At 70.9% G+C, this 21,840-nt stretch carries 15 protein-coding genes; 8 read left to right on the forward strand and 7 right to left on the reverse strand.

What is annotated here, in order from left to right:
• Positions 1 to 13: 13 nt before the first annotated feature.
• On the reverse strand, positions 14 to 1,405 hold the full coding sequence (locus BDW27_RS27470) for a CPBP family intramembrane glutamic endopeptidase (RefSeq protein WP_199560610.1): 1,392 nt from the start codon (positions 1,403 to 1,405) through the stop codon (positions 14 to 16).
• A gap of 180 nt (positions 1,406 to 1,585) precedes the next feature.
• On the opposite strand from BDW27_RS27470, the gene BDW27_RS10360 reads away from it, so the two are divergent.
• On the forward strand, positions 1,586 to 3,745 hold the full coding sequence (locus tag BDW27_RS10360) for an elongation factor G-like protein EF-G2 (protein WP_110049151.1): 2,160 nt from the start codon (positions 1,586 to 1,588) through the stop codon (positions 3,743 to 3,745).
• A gap of 298 nt (positions 3,746 to 4,043) precedes the next feature.
• On the opposite strand, the gene BDW27_RS10365 is transcribed toward BDW27_RS10360, so the two are convergent.
• Together BDW27_RS10365 and BDW27_RS10370 are read right to left on the reverse strand one after the other, a co-directional pair.
• Complete coding sequence (locus tag BDW27_RS10365; RefSeq protein ID WP_017546040.1) at positions 4,044 to 4,769, reverse strand: M48 family metalloprotease; 726 nt, start codon at positions 4,767 to 4,769, stop codon at positions 4,044 to 4,046.
• 84 nt (positions 4,770 to 4,853) lie between these two features.
• Entirely contained in the window at positions 4,854 to 6,722 is a 1,869-nt protein-coding gene (locus BDW27_RS10370) for an amidohydrolase (RefSeq protein WP_110049152.1), read from the reverse strand.
• A gap of 466 nt (positions 6,723 to 7,188) precedes the next feature.
• Between BDW27_RS10370 and BDW27_RS10375 the strand changes: the two genes are divergently transcribed.
• Positions 7,189 to 8,346, forward strand: a complete 1,158-nt coding sequence (locus BDW27_RS10375) for an acyltransferase family protein (RefSeq protein ID WP_110049153.1) — start codon at positions 7,189 to 7,191, stop codon at positions 8,344 to 8,346.
• 100 nt (positions 8,347 to 8,446) lie between these two features.
• Here BDW27_RS10375 and BDW27_RS10380 read toward each other — a convergent pair whose 3' ends face one another.
• Complete coding sequence (locus tag BDW27_RS10380) at positions 8,447 to 9,373, reverse strand: CDP-alcohol phosphatidyltransferase family protein (RefSeq protein ID WP_017546037.1); 927 nt, start codon at positions 9,371 to 9,373, stop codon at positions 8,447 to 8,449.
• A 246-nt stretch (positions 9,374 to 9,619) separates the two neighbouring features.
• On the opposite strand from BDW27_RS10380, the gene BDW27_RS10385 reads away from it, so the two are divergent.
• Positions 9,620 to 11,059 (forward strand): GuaB1 family IMP dehydrogenase-related protein, encoded by a 1,440-nt coding sequence (locus BDW27_RS10385; RefSeq protein WP_017546036.1) that lies wholly within the window; start codon positions 9,620 to 9,622, stop codon positions 11,057 to 11,059.
• An 85-nt stretch (positions 11,060 to 11,144) separates the two neighbouring features.
• Here BDW27_RS10385 and BDW27_RS10390 read toward each other — a convergent pair whose 3' ends face one another.
• Positions 11,145 to 11,927: an endonuclease V gene (locus BDW27_RS10390; protein WP_110049154.1), complete on the reverse strand. Its 783-nt coding sequence runs from the start codon at positions 11,925 to 11,927 to the stop codon at positions 11,145 to 11,147.
• Between the two features lie 40 nt (positions 11,928 to 11,967).
• Positions 11,968 to 12,771, reverse strand: coding sequence for a M23 family metallopeptidase (locus BDW27_RS10395; RefSeq protein WP_110049155.1), 804 nt, complete (start codon positions 12,769 to 12,771; stop codon positions 11,968 to 11,970).
• 229 nt (positions 12,772 to 13,000) lie between these two features.
• On the opposite strand from BDW27_RS10395, the gene BDW27_RS10400 reads away from it, so the two are divergent.
• The 4 genes from BDW27_RS10400 to BDW27_RS10420 all read left to right on the forward strand — a co-directional run bounded on the left by BDW27_RS10400 (position 13,001) and on the right by BDW27_RS10420 (position 17,677).
• Positions 13,001 to 13,843, forward strand: coding sequence for an ATP-binding cassette domain-containing protein (locus BDW27_RS10400; RefSeq protein ID WP_110049156.1), 843 nt, complete (start codon positions 13,001 to 13,003; stop codon positions 13,841 to 13,843).
• Positions 13,844 to 13,895: 52 nt separating this feature from the next.
• A complete protein-coding gene (locus BDW27_RS10405) occupies positions 13,896 to 15,968 on the forward strand; it encodes a YhgE/Pip domain-containing protein (protein ID WP_110049311.1) in 2,073 nt (690 codons plus the stop codon).
• A gap of 641 nt (positions 15,969 to 16,609) precedes the next feature.
• Entirely contained in the window at positions 16,610 to 17,239 is a 630-nt protein-coding gene (locus tag BDW27_RS10415; RefSeq protein ID WP_370446477.1) for a TetR/AcrR family transcriptional regulator, read from the forward strand.
• A 36-nt stretch (positions 17,240 to 17,275) separates the two neighbouring features.
• Positions 17,276 to 17,677, forward strand: coding sequence for a DUF3592 domain-containing protein (locus BDW27_RS10420; protein ID WP_017546030.1), 402 nt, complete (start codon positions 17,276 to 17,278; stop codon positions 17,675 to 17,677).
• 4 nt (positions 17,678 to 17,681) lie between these two features.
• On the opposite strand, the gene BDW27_RS10425 is transcribed toward BDW27_RS10420, so the two are convergent.
• Positions 17,682 to 18,761 carry an RDD family protein gene (locus tag BDW27_RS10425; protein ID WP_110049159.1) on the reverse strand — a complete coding sequence of 360 codons (1,080 nt, stop codon included), beginning with the start codon at positions 18,759 to 18,761 and terminating at the stop codon, positions 17,682 to 17,684.
• 464 nt (positions 18,762 to 19,225) lie between these two features.
• Between BDW27_RS10425 and BDW27_RS10430 the strand changes: the two genes are divergently transcribed.
• Complete coding sequence (locus BDW27_RS10430; RefSeq protein WP_255421475.1) at positions 19,226 to 21,838, forward strand: nitrate- and nitrite sensing domain-containing protein; 2,613 nt, start codon at positions 19,226 to 19,228, stop codon at positions 21,836 to 21,838.
• Positions 21,839 to 21,840 lie beyond the last annotated feature (2 nt).

The following is a 21,840-nucleotide window of genomic DNA, read 5'->3' on the forward strand; positions in this document are numbered from 1 at the left end:
CCATCGTGCACGATCAGTCCCGGTATGGGGAGTGCGGCCCCAGTGTGTCGGCCCCGGCGCCGTGGCCCGGGTGGTGGCCCGTGAACCCCTGGGGCGGCGGTGGCTGGTGTGGCGGTGCCTGGTGTGAGGGACCCGGCGGGAACGGCCTCTGCTGGGGCTGGCCCTGGCCGGGAGGGTAGCCAGGCGGCGGCCCCTGCGGGTGCCCCATGGGAGGCGGCCCCTGGGGAGGCGGCGGGCCCTGCGGGCGCCCCTGACCGTACCCGGGAGGCGGACCCTGCGGGTGAGGCGGCTGCGGCGGATACGGGTGGGGGTTCGCGTGCGGCGGCACCGAACCGTAGGGGGGCGTACCCGCGTGCTGCCCGCCGGTCACCGGCGGACCCTGTTCCGGAGGCCCCTGGGGCGGGAGGCCGCGCGGCGGCGCCTGGGCGTCGGCGGGCTCCTGACCCACCGGCTCCGCCTCCTGGTCGACCGCCTCGAACTCGCCCGTGCGACCGTACTCGTCGTCCGCGTAGTCGTCGGCGTACTCGTCCTCGTACTCGTCGTCGTAGTAGTCGTCGAGGCGCAGGGACTCCTCCGCGGCCTCCCGCTCCGAGGCCGGGGGGAAGACCACCGAGCGCAGGTTCAGCGCGACGTGCACCAGCACCGGGACGACCAGGCTGCCGGTGCCCAGGTACAGCACGGTGAACAGGGTGCCGGAGAAGCCCGCACTGAGCAGCCCCCACCAGCCCTGGTAGGCGTGGGCCAGCGAGAAGAGCACGACGGACAGCACCGCCGCGATCCACAGCGGGACGTCCATGCTGGCGACCAGGGTGATGAACAGGCCCCGGTAGAGGAGTTCGCCGAACACGCCACCGGTGACCGCCATCCCGGCGGCCAGCGCCCTCTCGCGACCGGTGCGCGGCAGCAGCAGGTACTGCCTGTGGCCCGGCTGCGGCAGGGTCATGGGCTTGGGGGCGCTCCGGCGTCCCCGGTGCGCCTTGCGGCCCCGACGCCCGCCCTCGGCCTCGGCTCCGCGCCGGGAACGCCGGGACGGGATCGGCAGGCGGTCCCGGGTGGGCAGGCCGTTGACCAGCACCCAGAAGGCGGCCAGCGCGATGGTGCCGCCGATCGCGGCGCCCACGATGGGCCCGAAGGCGTCCGGGGTACGCAGACCCAGGTCCACCAGGTTCAGGTTGGGCGAGAGCAGCAGCACCACGAGGACCAGCAGGCCCCACAGCACGTGGATCGCCATCGTGACCGCGTACAGCAGCCCGAGGGCGCGCTCGTCGCCGTTCTCACGGCGCGACAGCCACGCGAACGCGCGCCGTCCGAGCAGGGGTTCACCGAACGCCGCGAAGAACAGCAGCAGGACCGTCAGAAGGGTCCCGGCGAGACTGAATTGAGGGAGACTCTCCGACCATGGCACGGGCACAGCCTAGAAGAACGACCCGGGTCATAGAGCCACACAAGCGCCCATGACGGAAGTCGACCGGCGTACCCCTTGTGGTCGGGGCCGTGAGGAGCGACCGTGGAGAGTGTCGCAGGTCACTCAAGCGGTGGTCCTGTCCGACCACCGACCGGACCCGGAAGGGCTGGGTAGACGAGGATGGTTGATCGAACCGAAGCCGTACCCGGGGCCGCCAGGCCCCAGGACATCCGCAACGTCGCTCTGGTGGGGCCCACCGGCGCGGGCAAGACGAGTCTGGTCGAGGCGCTGCTCCTCGCCGCCGGGGAGATCAGGCGCCCCGGCAACGTGGAGGAGGGCACGACCGTCAGCGACCACGACGAGGTCGAGGTCCGCCAGAGGAGGTCGGTGCACCTGACCGTCAACCCGGTCATGGTGGGCGACGTCAAGGTCAACCTGCTGGACACCCCCGGTTACGCCGACTTCGTCGGTGCGATGCGCGCCGGGCTGCGCGGCGCCGACGCCGCCCTGTTCGTCATCTCGGCCATGGACGGCGTCGACGGGCGCACCCGCATGCTGTGGGAGGAGTGCGCTGCCGTGGGCATGCCGCGCGCGGTGGCCGTCACCAAGATCGACCATCCGCGCGCCGACTTCGACGCGGTGGTGGCGCGCTGCCAGGAGGCGTTCGGCCCCGGTGTGCACCCGGCGTACGTGCCCGCCATGCGGGGTTCCGGGGACCAGCGCACCCTGGTGGGGCTCTGGGGGCTCGTCTCGGAGCGGTACCACGACTACTCGGAGAGAGGCGGCCCGGGCTCCGAGCCCGTCCCGTGCGCGACCCCCGACTGGCTGCGTGCACAGGCGGGCCCGCTGCGGGAGACCCTCATCGAGGAGGTCATCACCGAGAGCGAGGACGAGGCCCTCATGGAGCGCTACATGGAGGGCGGGGAACTCGACCCGGACCTGCTCATCGCCGACCTCAAGCAAGCGGTGGCGGCGGGCGGTTTCCACCCCGTGCTGGCGCTCAGCCCCACCCACGGTGTGGGCGTGCGGGAGCTCCTGCGCGAGCTCCCGCTCTCCTGCCCGGACCCGACCCGGCGCCCGTTCCCGTCGGTGACCCGCCCGGACGGCCGGCCGGTGGAGGGGTTGTCGTGTGACCCGGACGGCCCGCTCGTGGCCGAGGTACTGACCACCACCAGCGATCCCTACGTGGGCCGCGTCAGCCTCGTCCGGGTGTTCTCCGGGACGCTGCGGCCCGACACCGAGGCCCACCTGCACGGCCACGGTGTGCGCACCGGACCGCACGACCCGGTGGAGCTGGACCGCTCCGGGGACGACGAGCGGCTGGGGTCGCTCTCGGTCCCGCTCGGCGCGAGGGCGCGACCGGTGGGCGAGGTGATCGCCGGTGACCTGTGCCTGGTGTCGAAGCTGCCCGAGGCCCGGACGGGCGACACGGTCTCCGCGCCAGAACTGCCGCTCCGGGTGTCGCCCTGGCACTTCCCCGAGCCCACCATGCCGGTGGCGATCCACCCGGCCTCCGCCTCCGACGAGGACAAGCTGTCCCAGTCGGTGGCCCGGCTCCTGGCCGAGGACCCCTCGCTCCGGGTGCGGGTGAACCCGGAGACCCACCAGATGGTCCTGTGGTGCCTGGGCGAGGCCCACCTGGACGCCTCCCTGGACCGGCTCGAACACCACTACGGCGTTCGTGTGGAGACTGAGGACGTCCTGATCCCGCTGCGGGAGACCTTCACCGTCCCCGTCCAGGGAACCGGCCGCAACGTCAAGCAGAGCGGCGGGCACGGCGAGTTCGGCGTGTGTCGGATCAGGGTGGAACCGCTGGAGCCCGGCGCGGGGCTGGAGTTCGTGGACCAGATCGTGGGCGGTGTGGTCCCCCGCCAGTACGTGCCCTCGGTGGAGAAGGGCGTCCGTGCGCAGATGGCCGAGGGCGTGGGCGGCGGGCACCCGTTGGTGGATCTGCGAGTGACGCTCCACGACGGCAAGGCGCACTCGGTGGACTCCTCCGACGCGGCCTTCCAGAAGGCCGGGAGGCTCGCGCTGAGGGACGCCGCCGCGTCAGCGAGGCTGGCGGTCCTGGAGCCGGTGGACACGGTGACCGTGGAGGTCGACGACGCCCACCTGGGCGCCGTCCTGAGCGATCTGTCCGCCCGGCGCGGTCGCGTGGTGGGCACTGAGGCCGCACCCGGCGGCCGGGTGGTGGTCCGGGCGGAGGTCCCGGAGCTGGAGATCGTGCGCTACGCCGTGGAGTTGCGTTCCGTCTCGCACGGCACCGGGGTGTTCACCCGGGACTACGTGCGCCACGAGCCGCTGCCCGCCCAACTGAGCCACCGCCTGGGACACCAGTAGGCGCGACGCTAACCGGGCGCCTCAGCCGGAAACACGAGCCCCAGCCACCAGGGCTTCCCGTGACGGGACCGTCCCAGCCACATGCAGAGGGCCAACCGGGGCACCTCAGCCACAGGCGTGAGCCCCGCCCGTACACCCCAGCCACAAGGGGGGTGCTTTCGTTCGGTGCCGGAGAGGGTTCTGGAGGTGGTGGAGGTGGGATTGCGAGGAACGAGCCATCACACCGAAGACACCGAAGGTTCCTCTGCAAAGGCACCGAACCCGGGCCAAAGCGAAGCGGAGGCCCAAGAAAACACAGCTACAGCACCCGCCCCGGTGTGGTCCGGTCGGCCAACGCGGCGAAGCGGAACGTGTTCACCGGGTGGCTGGAGAGGAGGTTGACCAGCATCACGAAGAACCCGGTGTCGGTGTGGGCGCGCGCGGCGATGTCGTCGAAGTCCACGGCCGGGTACAGGTACTTGCCCGCGGCCAGTACCCGGATGCCCGGTACGCCCTCCGGGCAGAACTCGTAGGCGTGGTTGTCGGCGGTGTACTCCTGTGCCCGGCCCAGGGTGCTGCCCACGCCGGGGATCACCTGGGCGATGGAGACCGCGAACTGGCGCCAGAACGAGGTGTGCCCGGCGGCGATGTGGCCCACCTCGTGGCCGATCACGAACCGCAGCGCGTCGGGGTCGCCGAGTCGGTGGCCCACCTCGAACAGGTCGCTGTGGACGGCCACGTAGCGGCGGAAGCCGTGCCCGGAGGCGAACGCGTTGATGGTGCCGTTGCCCAGGACGATGTAGGCCTCCGGCACCTGGCTCATCCCGAAGGAGCGGGCGGCGTCGGCGACCATCCGGTACGCCTCCGGGAACTGCGCTTCGGTGATGCGTACGCCGTTGACCCTCTGTCTGGCGTAGAGCTGACCGCGCACGAAGAACACCAGCAGGGGGATGCTCAGGAGCAGCAGTGGCTCGTTGGGGTCGCCGGACAGTGCCCGGCTGACCGCCCCCACGACGGCGAGGACCGTGACGGCGACGCAGCCCACCAGGAGGGGTGTCTCCCGGTGGTGGCGCAGGGAGCGGCGGACGCGGGGGTCACCCCATCGCCAGAGGCTTGCCCCCACGTGCGGTCAGAGCCGGTACTGGGCGTCGGGCAGGTCGTCGTCCGGGCCGGGGGGCGGTGGCGCGGAGTGGGCGCTGCCCATCGGCGGCGGTCCCCCGAAGGCCGGTCCGGCGGGCGGGCCCGGCGGCGGTGCGGGGACCTCGTCCTCGTCCATGATCGCGGCCATGTCGGTGGACAGGGTCGATTCCTCGGCCTTCTCGCTGCGCCACTCGTCGCGGATCTCCTGGTCCTGGCGGCCCATCACCGACTGCATGTCGGTGTCGTGGGTGGACTTGCCGGGCTCCTCCGGCCAGGCGGAGGAGGCGGCCAGGAAGGCGCTGTCGTAGGCGTCGTTGGCCTCGTCCGAGAAGCTGGGCTCCGCCGGGCGCGGTCCGGTCAGCGGGTCGGAGAGTGGGTCGAAGGAGTTCGCGGGCCCCTCCGAGGGGGTCGCGGTGCGCGCCGAGTGGCCACCGGGGTCGGTGTTGCCGCGCGGGTCCGCCGTGTCGGTAGGCGCCGGACCCGGGAAGGCCGAACCCACGGGGGCGGCGGAGGGAGCCGGCGCCAGGGCGGCCGGGTTGGGGTTGTCGCTGCCCACGTAGGACAGCGCCGCGATGGTGAGCGCGGCGAGCCCGGCCCGCAGGGTGGGTTCGCGGTCGGGTGAGAAGTACGGCGAGTGGTTGCTCGGGACGTTGCCCATCTTCTCGTAGGGCGTGTCGCCGGGGGCGCTGTCCCACACGTCGTGCGGTGTGGCGCCGACGAACCAGAACACGTACGGGATGGGCTGCGGGTCCTCGGGCAGCCCGAAGCGGCAGAAGTCCTCGGTCGCCGGGGAGGGGTCCGGCAGGTGGATGACGTAGTCGCCGCCGAAGTAGGCGTGGTGGGCCGCGGCGACGTCGGCGGTGCTGGCCGGGTCGTTGTGGGTGACCCCGCTGCTCTGGAAGCGCTCGACCTCGGGCTCGCGGCTGGCGCCCGAGGCGGCCGCCTCGGCGCGCACGATGCGCTCGATGGCCTGCTCCAGCTGGTCCGAGACGTTCTCGTTGAGCGCCCGGGTGCTGATCTCCAGGTAGGCCTCGTCGGGGATGATGTTGGCCTTGGTGCCCGCCTGGATCCTGCCGACGGTGAGCACCGCCATCTCACTGGGGCTGATCTCGCGGGACACCACGCCCTGGAGGCGGGTGACGATGTTGGCGGCGATGAGGACCGGGTCCACGGTGGTGTGCGGCTGGGAGGCGTGGCCGCCCTCGCCGAAGATCCGCACCCGGTAGGCGCTGGCCGCGCCGAGGATGATCCCGGCCCGGTGGGAGATGAGCCCGGCGGGCTGCGGGCCCAGGTGCTGGCCGAGGATGACGTCCGGGCGGCCGAAGCGGTCGTAGAGGCCGTCGTCGATCATCCCCTGGGCGCCGTCGAGGCTCTCCTCGCCGGGCTGCGCCACGATCATGATGGTCCCGGCCCACTCCTCGCGGGTCTCCGAGAGCAGGTCGGCGACGCCGATCAGGCAGGCGGTGTGGGCGTCGTGGCCGCAGGCGTGCATGACGGGTACCTCGGCGCCGTCGGGGCCCTCGGCCCTGGCCGTGCTGGCGTAGGGCAGACCGGTCTTCTCCTCCAGGGGGAGGGCGTCCATGTCCGCGCGCAGCATCACCGTGGGGCCGGGGCCGTTGCGGAGGATGCCGACCACACCGGTGCCGCCGACGCCCCGGTGGACCTCGTAGCCGGTTCGGTTCAGCCATTCCGCGACGACGCTGGCGGTGCGCTGTTCGGAGTGGGAGAGCTCCGGGTTCTTGTGGAGGTCGACGTAGACCCCCTCGACGAGCGGGAACAGCTCGTCTAGGAGTCGCATGACCACGCTTCCGTGCTGGGCTGCACGGTTGGGGTCCACCGCGTGCGGCACGGTTTCCACCGCCTTCTTCGTTCTCGACTGGCGGGCAGTGACAGTTTGACTGGGGGTTCTGCCGCCTGGGGGCAGCCTATCGGCGTGTCCGTCGCCGGTTCACACCGACACGTTCGTGCCGCGGTGTGCCTTGGTGCCCCTCGGTGGTGCCCATGGGTTAGGGTCTGCACACGGTAAGCCATCCCACACCCGTGTCCACGGGTGCGCGCGCCCTCGCGGGTCCCGGTTCCTCGGACCCCGGCACGCCTCCGGGAACTTTTACCTGATTTGTGCGAACTACTGGCATACCGCAGTATGTCTCAGTAAGGTAACGGAACTGTGTTTGCGCAACGGATTCGCCGGTGCCCCCCTCGCGCGCCACGCGGCACCACGCCATCGGACCACTGCCCCTGACCGAAGGTCGACCCCAATCCCGCACGGAGGGTCGCGGGACCGACATACCAAGCCCCAGAAATCAGTGATCTCGGAGTCCCTAGTGGCCTCATCCACGACCAGTCCGGCACCCCAGTCCGCGGAGAACGGGGACGGCGCCGCCGCCCCGGCCCCGGGAGCCCAGGCCCCGACGGCAGCGCGACCGCCGGGCCGTGACGCCCGACTCGACAACGCCAAGTTCATCCTCATCGCCCTGGTCGTCGTCGGCCACGCGATCGAGCCGCTCTCCGACTACGGGCCCGCCAGTGCCCTCTACTACTGGATCTACTTCTTCCACATGCCCGCGTTCATCATGATCAGCGGCTATCTCTCCCGGTCCTTCGACTCCTCGTCGATGCGGGTGGAGAAGCTGGTCCTGACGCTGGCCGTCCCCTACCTCGTCTTCTGGACCATTCACCAGGCGATCTACACGGTCGAGCGGGGCGGACTCCCGGACACCCTGTCCGTGCTCAAGCCGACCTGGACCCTGTGGTTCCTGGTCGCCCTGTTCCTGTGGCGCCTCACCGTGCCGGTCTGGCAGCGGCTGCGCTGGCCCGTGGCGATCGCCGTGGTCATCTCCCTGTTCGCCACCACGGCGGACCTGGGCAGCACCCTCTCGATCGGCCGGGTGCTCAGCTTCCTGCCGTTCTTCGTGCTGGGGCTGAGCCTGCGCCGAGAGCACTTCGCCCACCTGGACCGGCTCTGGGTGCGGATCGGCTCCGTGCTGGTGCTGGGCGTCACCGCCGTCCTGGCCGTGCCGGTCTCGGACCGCCTGAGCAGGGACTGGCTCTTCTGGAAGGAGAGCCTCACCGACCGCGACATCGACCCGCTGATGCCGAGCATCGGTCTCCGGCTGGCCTTCATGGCCATCGCCCTGGTCATGACCATCGCGGTCCTGGCGCTCACGCCCAAGAGGGAGACCTGGTACACGTCGCTGGGCGCCTACACGCTCTACGTGTACCTGGGCCACTCGGTGTTCCTGATCCTGCTCAAGAACACCCCCTGGTACGACCTGATGTCCGGCCCGGTGGCCCTGGCCACCACACTGTCGCTGGGCCTGGGGCTCACCCTCCTGCTGTGCACCCCGTGGGTGCGCGCGTGCATGCGGTGGGCGGTCGAACCACAACCCACCTGGTTCCTGCGCCAGGACGACAAGGGACTGGCCAGGAAGGAGGCCGACGCGAGGAAGCGGACGGCCGAGAAGGAGCGTGCGTCCGCCTAGACGGACGGACCGACACGCCCGCAGACGGGAAGAGGGGGCGCCTTCCGCATCTCGCGGAAGCGCCCCCTCCCTCGTTCGGGCACCCGGCTCCGGGTCGGGCTCAGCTGCCGCCCGCGCTCGCCGGGGTCACGGCGGCCAGCTCACGGCGGCGCGCCTCGAAGCGGCGGGACTCCTTCCACAGGCGGGCCACCAGCACCACCTCGAAGAAGCCCAGCGCCAGGCAGGAGAAGACCGCCACCGGGATGATCAGGCTGTTCAGCGGCGTGAAGAAGGCGACCAGGACGGTCACGGGCGCCACCACGCACACGAACATCTCGAACTCGATGCCGCTGAACAGGTGCGGGCGCACCCGGTGCTTCAGCAGCGCGTTGCGCACCCGGGGGTAGAGGCCGCGGGGAGCCGGAGCGTCCGCGTTGCCCGGGGTCTCCGACACCTCGTCGTCCTCGGGGTCGGACACGTCGGGGTTGGTGGCCTCGTCACGCAGCCGCTCGGTGTCCCCCGAGGCCACGGCGAGCGCCTGCTTCATGGTCTTGCGGGTCTTGGCGACCTGCGAACCGTTGAGGTAGCGCAGCAGGTCGAAGAAGACCACCACCGGCGCGACGATCAGGTAGGCGGCCTGCCCCGTCACCAGCCACTGGCCGATCAGCAGGGCCATCACGCAGCCGAAGAAGCGGATGCGGTCGAAGACGAAGTCGACCCAGCTCCCGAAGACCGATCCGGTGCCCTTCAGGCGGGCGATCTTGCCGTCCATGCAGTCCAGGACGAAGCTCAGGTGGAACAGCAGGGCACCGGCGAGCAGCCAGGCCCAGCCCAGGGGACCGGCCCAGATCGGCGCGGCGAAGCAGATCGCGGACAGCAGGCCCAGCACGCCCGCGCCCAGGGTGAGCTGGTTCGGTGTGATGTTGGTCCGGTTCGCCGTCCACACCACCATGCGACCCGCGAGCGGATCGACCAGGAAGACCGTCCACCAGGCGTCCTTCGCCTTGTAGGTCTCTTCCTTGACTTGCGCGAGCGTGAAACGCGACATGCGGGGTTCTCCTGGAGGGCCCTGTTAAACCCGTGAACGCCTACGGCGCGGAGGAATCGGCACCGTTCGAGGGCAGGGGCGAGGACCGGGTTGAGGCGGGAATCGAGTCATCATGCCAGACGGGGGTACCCCCAACCTAATCGGTGACGGCATACTTGACAGGTAAGAGGGGGATCAACAGGGTGCCGCCCGCGCGCAGTCGGGCGGAGTGGTCCACCCCCTTCGGTCTTGACCGAGGTAGAGGCATTGCGTTTTCTCAACGACCAGGTTCCCAGCCAGGACCTGACCTACAGCGACGTCTTCATGGTCCCGGGCCGCAGCGCCGTGGGTTCCCGGCTGAGCGTCGACCTGTCCTCCCCTGACGGCACCGGCACCACCATGCCGCTGGTCGTCGCGAACATGACCGCCGTGGCGGGCCGCAGGATGGCCGAGACGGTCGCCCGTCGGGGCGGTATCGCCGTCATCCCGCAGGACATCCCCTTCGAGGTGGTCTCCGACGTCATCGCGTGGACCAAGCAGCGCGACCTGGTCTACGACACCGCCATCACCCTGAACCCCACCAGTACCGTCGGTGAGGCGCTCAACCTGCTGCCCAAGCGGGCGCACAACGCCGTCATCGTGGTCGACGACGCGCGCCGCCCGGTCGGCGTGGTCACCGAGGCGGACTGCGCGGGAGCCGACCGGTTCGCCCAACTGCACGACGTGATGTCCGCCGAGTTGCTGACCATCCCCGAGGGCACCGAGCCGCAGGCCGCGTTCGGGATACTCCACGAGAACCGGCACCGTCTGGCCCCGGTCGTCGACGGGAACGGTGCCCTGGTGGGCGTGCTCAGCCGCACCGGCGCGCTGCGCTCCACCCTGTACCGGCCCGCCGTGGACGACCGGAACCGGCTGCGCATCGCGGCCGCGGTGGGCATCAACGGCGACGTGTCCGGTAAGGCCGCCGAGCTGCTCGAGGCCGGGGTGGACACCCTGGTGATCGACACCGCGCACGGCCACCAGGAGAAGATGATCTCCGCGATCCGCAAGGTCCGCGCGCTGTCGCCGAACGTGCCGATCGTCGCGGGCAACATCGTGACCGCGCAGGGCACCCGGGACCTCATCGAGGCCGGGGCCGACATCGTCAAGGTCGGCGTGGGTCCGGGCGCGATGTGCACCACCCGGATGATGACCGCCGTCGGCCGTCCGCAGTTCTCCGCCGTGCTGGAGTGCGCGGCCGCCGCCCGTGAGCTGGGCAGGCACGTGTGGGCGGACGGAGGGGTGCGCCACCCGCGTGACGTCGCCCTGGCCCTGGCCGCCGGTGCCTCCAACGTGATGGTGGGTTCCTGGTTCGCCGGTACCTACGAGTCGCCCGGCGACGTCATGCGTGACGCCCAGGGGCGCCAGTACAAGGAGAGCTTCGGAATGGCCTCGGCGCGTGCGGTGCGTCTGCGCACGTCCGAGGACTCCCCGTTCGAGCGGGCCCGCAAGGCGCTGTTCGAGGAGGGCATCTCGACCGGCCGCATGTACCTGGACGCCGAGCGTCCCGGTGTCGAGGACCTGATCGACCAGATCATCGCCGGTGTGCGCAGCTCCATGACGTACGCGGGCGCCACCTCGCTGGCGGAGTTCCACGAGCGCGCCGTGGTCGGCGTGCAGAGCGCCGCCGGGTACAACGAGGGCCGCCCCGTGGAGAACGGCTGGTAGACGACACGGGTCCCCTTACGGGACCTCCGTGAAGGGGAGGGGTCTTCGGGCCCCTCCCCTTCCGCGTGTCCGGGGCCGGTCCGCCCTAGGCGGGTTCGGCGGTCCCTCCCTGGGCGGCCACGTGTTCCTTGCGGTACTGGCCGCAGAGGCGGTCAGCGTGCCGGATGGGTTCGGGGACGCGGTACTTGGGGGACACGCGCAGGATGAGGTCGGCGGAGCCCTCCAGGTCCACGCGGTGGCCCACGGAGACGTAGACGGGCTTGGTCCGGGCGCGGGTGCGCAGGACGCGGCCGATGACCTCGCCTCCCTCCGCGGCGAGGGTCTCGGTGTCCTCGACCAGTTCGGAGCGGCCGGCGACCATGGGCGTCCACGAGCCGCGCTCTTCCCCCGGCATGGAGTTGCGGCCGTAGAGCACGGACTTGGCGGAGCCGACCACCGGAGCGTCGATGAGGACCCCCAGGTGGCTGGCGATCCCGAAGCGGCGCGGGTGGGCGAGGCCGAAGCCGTCGCAGACGAACACGTCCGGGGTGACGGACAGGCCCTCGATGGCGCGGAGCACGGGGGGCAGCTCCCGGAAGGCGAACAGTCCGGAGATGTAGGGGAAGGACGGGGTGTCGGCGACCAGGGAGGTGTCCACCACCTCCAGAGTGCGGGCGTCCAGGACCACGGCGGCGGCCGCGAGCTCCTTGTCACCCACTCCGTAGCTGACGTCGAGGCCCGCCACGTAGCGCACCGAGTCCGGGTCGAGTGCCTCCGTGCGGACCCGGTCGGCCAGCAGGCGCTGCCGGGCCACCGCCTCCTTGGGGTCGCTCGGCCAGTTCTCCGGGTCGTCCAGGGCCTGGGCCGCCCGCTGCGCGACGTCGCTCACGTGTGTTCCTCGGTTCCTCGTCCGCTCCCCGTCCGGGCTCTCAGGCGCAGTCTAGGCCGGTGAAGGACTGCCCCGCGGCAGGGACTCCGACCCCGGTCCAACGGAAGGGGACGCCGACTGCCCGGTGGGGGTCGGGGTGGTCCATGAGCTGGAAGTGCAGGTGGGGCTCGCTGGAGTTTCCCGAGTTGCCGCACCGCCCGATCCGCTCTCCGACGGTGACCCGGTCGCCCTCGCGGACCTCGGCTGACCCCCTCCTCAGGTGTGCGTAGGCGGCGTACACACCGTCGCCGAGGTCCAGGACGACGTGGTTGCCGATCACCCGGCGCGCACCTCCGAGGCTCCGGACGATCCCTTCGAGGAACATGTAGGGCAGCGCGGGCCAGGTGTCGCGGCTGCGGTGGTCACGTTGGCCGTCGCGCACGCGCACGACGGTGGCGTCGGCGACCGCGAGGAGCGGCTGGTCGAAGGCGGGATAGCCGTCGTCGGGGCGGCGCGAGAGCGGCCACCAGTAGTTGCGGCCCGGGGGTCTGCCCTCGTCCACGTAGACGTCGATCGCGTAGGTCTGGCCGTACTGGTGGGTGCCGTGGCTGGGCACCCTGTCCGCCGGACTGTTGAGTCCCACCCACTCACCGGTGACCGGCGGGGCCACCTCGACGGTGGCGTCCCGCACGGCCTGTTCGGAGGGCTTCCGGGTCCACAGTCGCGGGCCGACGAGGAACACCCCGGCGAGGAGGAGCAGGGGCAGCAGCGGCTCCAAGGGGAGATCGAAGGCGATCGCCACGGCGGCGTAGGCGAAGTACACCACCAGCAGGGGTCCGCCGAGGTTCGTGAGGATGCCGCGCATGCTGGTCTCCCTGAGATCGCCATTTCTACGTAATTACGTATCAACGTACCTGACTTCGAACCCGGGGCCAGCACCCCTCATTTTTCGCGCGCCGATCCTCCCGCCCGTGGTGCGTCGCGTTGTGCGCGAGGACACAGACCCGAACGCTCGGGAGCGCCGCCCCGGAGCAGTACCGTGGAGCCGTGAATTTGTACTGACTGGTCAGTTCAAAAAAGGGGAGGTCGCAAGAATGCGTCGGGCCACCGGAGCTCGTGTGCACGCCGAGGGCGTCACACTCACCACCCGAGAGGGACCCGTCTACACGGGGGTCGACTTCACCGCCCGGCCCGGAACGCTCACCGTCTTCCAGGCGGACTCCGGGGGCGGACGCAGCGCGCTGCTGCTCACCCTGTCCGGCCGGATGAGGCCGACCGCGGGCAGCCTGCACGTCGACGGATACTCGCTGCCCGAGCAGGCACGGAGGGTACGGCGGATCAGCTCGCTCGGGCTGATGGACGACGTCAACGCCCTCGACGACCGCCTGCGGGTGAGCGAACACCTCTCCGAGGCCCGCCTGCTGCGCATGCGCCCCGCGGCGCGGTCCGTGACCGACCAGGCGATGGAGGCGGCCGACCTGGCCGACCTGGACCGCCGCACGATGGTCAAGGAGCTCTCCATGCTGGAGCGGCGGCGCCTCGGTGTCGCGCTCGCGCTGGTCTACGAACCGCGCCTGCTCGTGGTCGACAACGTGGACGGCGGCCTCAGCCGCGAACACCAGGCCGACATGTGGCGGTCCCTGAGGAACCTCACCGACGAGGGACTCACCGTCATCGCCACCTGCGCCGACGCCCAGGAACTCGACGCCGTGGCCGGACCCGACACCCAGGGCCCCCTCCTGATCAGGCAGGGCGACGGCGCGGAGGACGGGGACCCGGCCGCCGGAGAGGACTCCGAGAAGGCACCGACCGAGGAAGTGATCGGGATCGACCGACTGCTCGACCACGAGGACCCCGTGACGGACGCTCCCGGCGCGGGCTCACCGTCCGGGGACGGACCCGCTCCGAAGGGGGGCAGGCACCGTGGGCGTTCGTGACAGGAAGAAGGAGGGCGCCGGGAAGAACGACGACGCGCCGGTCTACCGGTTCATGTCGGTGCCCAGGCTCGGGCTGCTCACCATGCGGTCCTTCCTGCGGTCACCGCTGCCCACAGCGGCGCTGGCCGCGCTCATGCTCATCCCCCTGCTGTACTCCGGCATGTACCTGTGGTCGTTCTGGGACCCCTTCGACCGGATGGAGCACCTGCCGGTAGCCCTGGTGAACGAGGACGAGGGCGCCGAGGTCGACGACGAGGAGGTCAACGCGGGCGAGGAGCTCAGCGACACCCTCCTGGAGCGGGGCGACCTCGACTGGCACCTGGTGGACGCCGCCGACGCCTCCCAGGGGCTGGAGGACGGCACCTACTACGTCACCCTCACCATCCCCACGTACTTCAGTGAGGCCCTCACCTCGCCCTCGCGGGACCGCGAGGACCCGGTCCCCGCGCTGTTGGTCGCCAACTACAACGACTCCAACAGCTACGTCGTACGCCAGCTCGCGGGCAGCGCCTTCAACGAGATCCGCGCGGCGGCGGCCTCCTCGGCCATCAGCGACTACCTGGACCAGATCTTCCTGGGCTTCAACGAGATCCACGGCAAGACGGAGGAGGCGGCCGACGGCGCCGGGGAGATCGCCACCGGCGCCGGAGACGCCGAGAGCGGATCCGGTGAACTCTCCGAGGGCATCGACGGCGCCCACGAGGGGGCCGGCACGCTCAGCGGGGGTATCGGGGAGCTCCACGAGGGCTCCAGGACCCTCGCCTCCGGTGCCACGAGCGCCTCCACCCAGGTCTCCGACCAGGTCGACAAGCTCGACGACCTGGCCGACGAGTGGCTGCCGCAGCTGGAGGAGGACATCCCCGACATCCAGCAGCGCGCCGGGGAGGCCGCGAAGGTCTCCGCCGGGGTGTCCGAGGCCCTGGAGGACCTGCCTCAGGAGATCGACGTCACCGCCCTGAGTGAGGTGGACGGCCGCCTGTCCACCTACCTCCGGGACCACCCCGAGCTCGAAGAGGAGCAGCCCGACCTGCACGCGCTGCTCACCGACCTCCAGGAGGCCATGGACACCGCGCTGTCGGTGGCCGGTTACGTCAACGACAACCGCGAGGACATCAACGCGACCGCCGCCGAGGCCGCCGCGCTCAGCGAGAAGGCCGCGACCCTGTCCGAGGACCTGCCCACCATGGCCGAGGACGCCAAGGACGCGAGGGCCAGGGCCGACGAGCTCGCCGAGGGTCTGGAGGACCTGGCCGAGGGTTCGCGCACGCTCCGCGACGGACTCTCCGAGGCCTCCACGGGCGCCGGGGAGCTGAACAGCGGGCTGGGGCAGCTCAGCGGCGGCGCCGGAGACCTCCACGAGGGCCTGGGTGACCTGGCCTCGGGTTCGGACGAACTCGCCGAGGGGCTGTCCGACGGCACGGACGAGATCCCCACCTACTCCGACGACGGCCGGGTCAGCGCCACCGACATGATGAGCGAGCCGGTCCGTCTGGACAGCGAGGTGGACAACGAGGCGCCCAACTACGGCACGGGCTTCGCCCCGTTCTTCGTGCCCCTGTCCCTGTGGGTGGGCGCCATGGTGGTGTTCATGGTCCTGCCCGCGCTGTCCACCCGGGCCCTGGCCTCCTCCGCACCGTCCTGGCGGGTGGCGCTGTCCGGACGTGTCGTGCCGCTGCTGCTCGGCTGGGCGCAGGTGGCGGTCATGATGACCGTCCTGCACCTGACCCTGGGGTTGCAGGCCCAGAACTGGCCGCTGATGCTCGCCTTCCTGGCGCTCACCTCGGCCGCCTTCACCACGACCGTCCAGTACCTGAACGTGAGGTTCAACGCGGCGGGCCGGGTCGTCGCGCTGGCGCTGCTGGTCCTCCAGCTGACGTCGGCGGGCGGTACCTACCCGATCGAGACGAGTCCGACGTTCTTCCAGGCGATCGGTCCGTACCTGCCCCTGCACTGGGCAGTGACCGCCATGCGCCATCTGATCGGCGGCGGGGACATGATGCTGGTCGCGCAGGCCTTCGGGGTGATGGCCCTGTGGCTCGTGGTGCCCCTGCTGCTCACCTGGAGGGCGGTGAACAGCAAGCGGGTGTGGACGATGTCCACGCTCTATCCGGCGCTGAAGATCTGACATCCGGGGGCGCCCACCACGGGCGCCCCCGGCCCACGAGGTCCCGCCCGGTCCATCTCAGCCACCACCGAAGAACCGAACGGGAGCCTCGACCCCAGGTGTGAGGCCCACTCGCTCACCTCGGACCCAGGATGCCCCCGTCCACCAACCGTCACCTGGCAAAAGGCCCATCCGCCAACCTCAACCACAGGCCGAGAACCCTGCCCGCGCACCTCAGCGACAGGAGGAAGCCGGTCCGCCCCACTTCGGTCACTTCCGAAGAACCGAACGGGAGCCTCAACCCCGGTTGAGTGCCGAGCGCCCGCCTCAGCCACAAGCCGAGGGTCCGCCTGCGAAGCTTGACCACAAGGGGGTGCCCGTTCGGTGCCGGAGAGGGTTCTGGAGGTGGTGGAGGTGGGATTGCGAGGAACGAGCCATCACACCGAAGGCGCCGAAGGTTCCTCTGCAAAGGCACCGAACCCCGGGCCAAAGCGAAGCGGAGGCCCAAAAAGGTGAGAGTGCCGGAGAGGGTTCTGGAGGTGGTGGAGGTGGGATTGCGAGGAACGAGCCATCACACCGCAGGCGCCGAAGGTTCCTCTGCAAAGGCACCGAACACGCATCGAAGCGAAGCGGAGATGCAAAAAGATAGGAAACCGATGAACGTGACCGAAGCAGACAGGCCCCGCAGCGGGCGCCGTGAGGCCACCCGGCGGAAGCTGTTCGAGGCGGCGGTCACGCTGATCTCCGAACAGGGATACGGCTCGACCACGGTCGACGAGATCGCCGAGCGCGCCGGAGTCGCCAAGGGCACTGTCTACTACAACTTCGCTGGCAAGAACGAGCTGTACGCGGCCCTGATGGAGTGGGGCATCACCCGGCTGGCCGACACACTGCGCGCCTCGGTCCCCGCCCCCGAGCGGCAGGTCGAACCCCGGGAGGCCCTGGCGACGGTGCTGCGCGCGGGCGTGGTGTTCATCAGCACCCACGAGGCACTGGCCCGGCTGCTGATGGCCGAGGCCTGGCGCACCAACCGGGCCTGGTACGCGACCATCCGACAGATCCGCACCGAGGCCATCGGCGTCATCACCGGGCAGCTCGACGCCATGGTGGAACGCGGCCTGACGCGACCGGACCTGGACACGGCCCTTGCGGGATCGGCACTGTTCGGCATGGTGGTGACCGTGGCCCTCGACTGGCGTACCCTCCAGCCAGAGCGTCCCGTCGAGGAGATCCACACCACCCTGGCGCACATGGCCGACGGACTCATCGGCTCCCCCGCCTCCCCGCGCTGACATCCTGAAGAAGAACCCCGGAGAGGATCCCCCGCCATGGTCGACCTGTACCCTCTGCTGCCCGTGATCGTCGGTGCCGTCCTGCTGTGGATGGTCACCAGGGACACCCGCACCGAACTGCTCCTGGTCCGCAACGGCGTGCGCGCCAAGGGGAGGGTGATCGGCTACCACGAGACGTCGGTGGCCTCCCGGATGATCGTGCAGTTCCAGACCGAGGACGGCAGGGAGGTCCACGCGGAGCACGAGAACACCGGGTGGATGGCCTCCCGTGCCGGGGAGATCGTCACCGTCTCCTACGACCCGGAGTCCCCCGAGCGGGCCCGGATCGTCTCCGCGCCCTGGCTGAGCCACTGGGTCCGCGGCATGTTCGGGGGGCTCGGGCTGGTGCTGGTGCTCATCGGCCTGTTCCTGGGCTATCTCCACTGGGGGGAGAACTAGGCGCTCACACCGGGGCGGGAGTCTCCTCCCGGGGAGGGGCGTAGCGGACCAGGCGTCCGGGCAGTTCGCCGTTGAGACTGGACCGGGTGCGGACCCGCACGCGGCAGACGAGGTCGGCCAGGCCCGCGCCGTCCGGGCGGACCACCGCGGTACTCGCGTGCAGCGCGACGACGGCGAGGGAGAACCACGGCAGGCCGAGGGCGATCAGCGCGACGACCGGTGCGTGCAGCAGCGCCGTGCGCGCCAGGACGCGCAGCCGGGGGGCCGGTCGGGGCCGTTGCCACTCGGTGAGGGCCAGACGGACCGCCGCCGCCCCCGGGGTGCTCCGGTCGCGGCGCAGCAGCGGCATGACCAGGGCGAAGACCACGGCCAGGGCCAGGAGGGCGCCGGCGAGGACATCGTCCCGTGCGCCGGGGCGAACCCCGCCGCTGGCGCCGACCAGGGCGACGAACGTGGCCGCGCCGAACCACCACAGACCCAGGTCCAGCAGGGTGCCGAGCATCCTTCGGCCGAGGTCGGGGGCGACCCGGTCCGGAACGGCGGCGGGCCAGGACCGGTGCGGACCATAGGGCCACACCACCGGCACCCACCGGGCCGACAGCCAGCCCAGCAGGGTCGCGGCGACGCCGATCCCGGCCGTCTCGAACGCGACGGTGTCGTAGGCGCACGGATACAGGCCGAGGACCCCGGTGGCGCGGACCAGGGTCACCGCGAGGGCCAGGGCGGCACCGAGGGCGAGTGTGGTGAGCGGGCCCCGGCGGAACCGGGCGCGGGCCAGCAGGCCGACCGGCAGGAAGACCGCCAGGGCCAGCGCCGCGTCGCGCACGGTCAGGGGCGGCGCGGTGGCGGGTTCGACGGCGCACAGCCCGTCCGCGGAGGCGGGCAGCGGCCAGACGGCGTAGACGGCCAGACCGAGCCCGGTGAGCAGTGCCGCGAGGGTGAGCTGTCCGGGCCAGCCCACCAGGCGCCCGTACCTCCGGTGCTGTCCGCGCAGGTAGAGGGCGGATGCGGTGACCATCAACAGCGGAATGGCGGCGACCGCCACCTCGATGGCGGCCTGACCTCCGCCGAACGGTTGCCCCATGGCGTGTGCGTTCCCCTTGCTCGTTCCCGGGGCGCCAGGCTAGTACGGGCCGCGCCCGTGTGGGGAGGGAACCGTGATATCACTCTGCGAGTGCCCCCTCGGACCCGAACGCGCTCCCCCGCTCCACACCCCGGAGCCCCATGTGAAGTTCGTCCCAGGGTGAGCGCCTTGATCACCCATCTGGTGGTTCGCGAGCGTCATACGAGGCCTTGTGTGAACAATTCACTACTTCATGGCAGACTGCCTGCACCACCCGGATAATCCGCCGTTTCTCGGGCGAGATACGATCCCCAACGCCGAAAACCCCCGCATGTGGTTACTCTCCGGCGAGCCCACCCCCTGGAGGGACGAGCGCGGACCACACGACGGGAGGTCCGCGCACGCCGGCCCGCAGGACGCGGCCAGGCGACCGCCCGGCTCCGACAGTGCCTGAGAAGACTTTGACGCGGATCGACAGGAGAACCGTGCAGGCAGTACCGAAGAAACGTGGGCGGACCATCGCCGCCCGTATTCGCGCCATGGTCATGATCCCCACCACCGCGCTGTTCGCACTGTGGTTGATCCTCACCATCGTCCTCGGCGGCGACGCTGTCTACCAGCTGATCCGCTCCAAGGCCACCGACGACCTCGTCACCCCCGCGGCCGTCGGCCTCGTCTCCGCGATGTCCGAGCGCTCGGCCACGATCGCCTACATCGAGGACCCCGACGACGCCGAACTGGCGCAGCGGCTGGAGCAGAGCCGCCAGGCCACCGACGATTCGCTCGGTGCCGTACTGGACGACCTGATGGGCTTCGCCGACCTCGCTCCCGGCGAGGGCGGCATGCACATCGAGATGCTGTACGACATGTACCAGGAGATCGGCGACGTCCGTACGAGCGTCGACGACGGTGACGCCTCCCGCGCCGACGTCCTGGACTACTACAACGAACTCGTCCTGCACGGCGCCGACAGCTTCGACAGCCAGGGCCGCGAGGGCAACGAGGGGGACGCGGTCAGCCCCGGCTTCACCGCCATCTACCTCTTCCGCACCGTGGACGTGGCCGCGCAGGCCGACGCCCAGCTCGCCCGCGCCTTCGCCACCGGCGACCTCACCGTCGAGGACCAGCGAGAGTTCACCAGGATGATGGGCGCCTTCGAGGCCCTCCTGGACGCCAACGCCCCCTACCTCGCGGGCGACGGTCTGCTGGAGCGGTACGAGGCCGTTCGGGAGAGCCCCGAGTACGCCACCCTCAACCGGCTCTCGGAGCGGATCACCGACCGCCAGGTCGAGACCACCACGGTCACCGACCCCGTCACCCTCGTCCCGGAGACGGTCGACGACCTCTCCATGCCGGTCTCCGAGTCCGAGTGGGACGCCGCGTACCTGCACGTGATCACCGAGCTCACCGAGCTGGGCGCGGAGGAGTCGCTGTACGCCGCCGAGGTGACCCGCGACGACGCCAACAGCGCGGTGATGCTCGCGGTCGGCGGCAGCCTCGGTGTCGCCGCCGTCATCCTGGTCGCGTTCACCCTGGCCCGACGCTCCTCCCGGAACCTCACCTCGCGGCTGCTCACCCTGCGCGAGGAGTCCCAGGACCTGGCCGAGAACAAGCTGCCCGAGATCATGGGCCGCCTGCACCGAGGCGAGCGCGTGGACATCGTCTCCTCCCTGCCCGAACTGCGCACGGAGGACGACGAGATCGGTGACGTCGCCAAGTCGTTCAACACCGCCCAGCGGGCCGCCGTCGAGGAGGCCGTCCAGCAGACCGAACTGCGCCACGGCGTCAACCGCGTCTTCCTCAACATCGCCCACCGCAGCCAGACGCTGGTGCACCGCCAGCTCCGGCTCCTGGACAAGATGGAGCGCGAGCAGGAGGACCCGGACCAGCTCGCCCAGCTGTTCAAGCTGGACCACCTGGCCACCCGCTCCCGCCGAAACGCCGAGAACCTGCTGATCCTCGGTGGCGAGGCGCCTGGCCGTACCTGGCACCGCCCGATGCCGCTGATCGACGTCCTGCGCGGCGCGATCTCGGAGTCCGGCGACTACACGCGGGTCAAGCGTGAGCGCATCGCCCGCGTGAACCTCAACGGTCCCGCGGTCGCGGACGTCATCCACCTGGTCGCCGAGCTGGTCGACAACGCCGCCATGTTCTCTCCTCCGCACACCCAGGTGCGCCTGAGCAGCGACGACGTGCCCAACGGTGTGACGATCGAGATCGAGGACCGCGGTCTGGGCATGACCGAAGCCGAGTTCACCTCGACCAACGCCCTGCTGGCGGACCCGCCCGAGTTCGACGTCATGCGTCTCAACGAGAAGATGCGCCTCGGCCTGTTCGTGGTCTCGCACCTGGCGCACCGCCACGGGATCAGGGTGCACCTGCGCCCGTCGCCGTACGGCGGTGTCCAGGCGATCGTGCTGCTGCCGCAGGAGCTCATCTCGGGCGACCGCACGCCGCTGCCCTCCTCGGAGGAGCCCGGCGACATCTGGGAGGTGCGCGAGATCGTCGACCGCACCCCCGAGGTCGCTCTGGAGGCGGGCCGGTCCGCCCGGCCCGGCAAGCCCGTACTGACCTCGGTCTCCACCTCCCCGAGCGTGGAGGAGCCGGAGGGTCCGGCCGGCTCCACCGCCCCGGAGTCGGCGGAGAGCGACCTGCTCAGTGCCCCCGTCAGGCAGGACGAGTCCCGCCCCGTCCTGCCCACCCGCAACCCCCGTATCAGCGCGGTGCCGGACGCCCCCCAGGAGGCCCCGACCGGGGAAACCTCCTCACCCGAGGCGAGCGCGCCGTCCGAGACGGCCGCACCCCCCGCCGAGGCACCTGAGAACTCTGAGGAGCCCGAGACCGTCGAGGCGGGCGGAGACCGGCCCGCGCTGCCCAAGCGTCGGCCGCAGGAGAACCTGGCGCCGCAGCTGGCGACCGAACCCACCGAGTCGGGGACCTTCGGACCCAACTCCGGTGGCGCCTCCGCCGAGTCCAACCTGGAGGGCACCGAACGGCTGGCGCGCCTGCGCCGGAACATGTCCGCGTTCCAGCAGGGAACGGACCGTGGACGGCGCGAGAGCAAGCAGAACACCAACGACACCGACAAGGACGCGTAACC

Source organism: Nocardiopsis sp. L17-MgMaSL7 (genome assembly GCF_003182025.1).
Lineage (GTDB): Bacteria > Actinomycetota > Actinomycetes > Streptosporangiales > Streptosporangiaceae > Nocardiopsis > Nocardiopsis prasina.

Bases quoted from the DNA above. Each gene is read 5' to 3' on its own strand.
- BDW27_RS10360 (WP_110049151.1), top strand. From the start codon at position 1,586: ATGGTTGATCGAACCGAAGCCGTACCCGGGGCCGCCAGGCCCCAGGAC.
- BDW27_RS10380 (WP_017546037.1), bottom strand. From the start codon at position 9,373: ATGTCGCGTTTCACGCTCGCGCAAGTCAAGGAAGAGACCTACAAGGCG.
- BDW27_RS10395 (WP_110049155.1), bottom strand. From the start codon at position 12,771: ATGCGCGGCATCCTCACGAACCTCGGCGGACCCCTGCTGGTGGTGTAC.
- BDW27_RS10400 (WP_110049156.1), top strand. From the start codon at position 13,001: ATGCGTCGGGCCACCGGAGCTCGTGTGCACGCCGAGGGCGTCACACTC.
- BDW27_RS10405 (WP_110049311.1), top strand. From the start codon at position 13,896: ATGTCGGTGCCCAGGCTCGGGCTGCTCACCATGCGGTCCTTCCTGCGG.
- BDW27_RS10420 (WP_017546030.1), top strand. From the start codon at position 17,276: ATGGTCGACCTGTACCCTCTGCTGCCCGTGATCGTCGGTGCCGTCCTG.
- BDW27_RS10425 (WP_110049159.1), bottom strand. From the start codon at position 18,761: ATGGGGCAACCGTTCGGCGGAGGTCAGGCCGCCATCGAGGTGGCGGTC.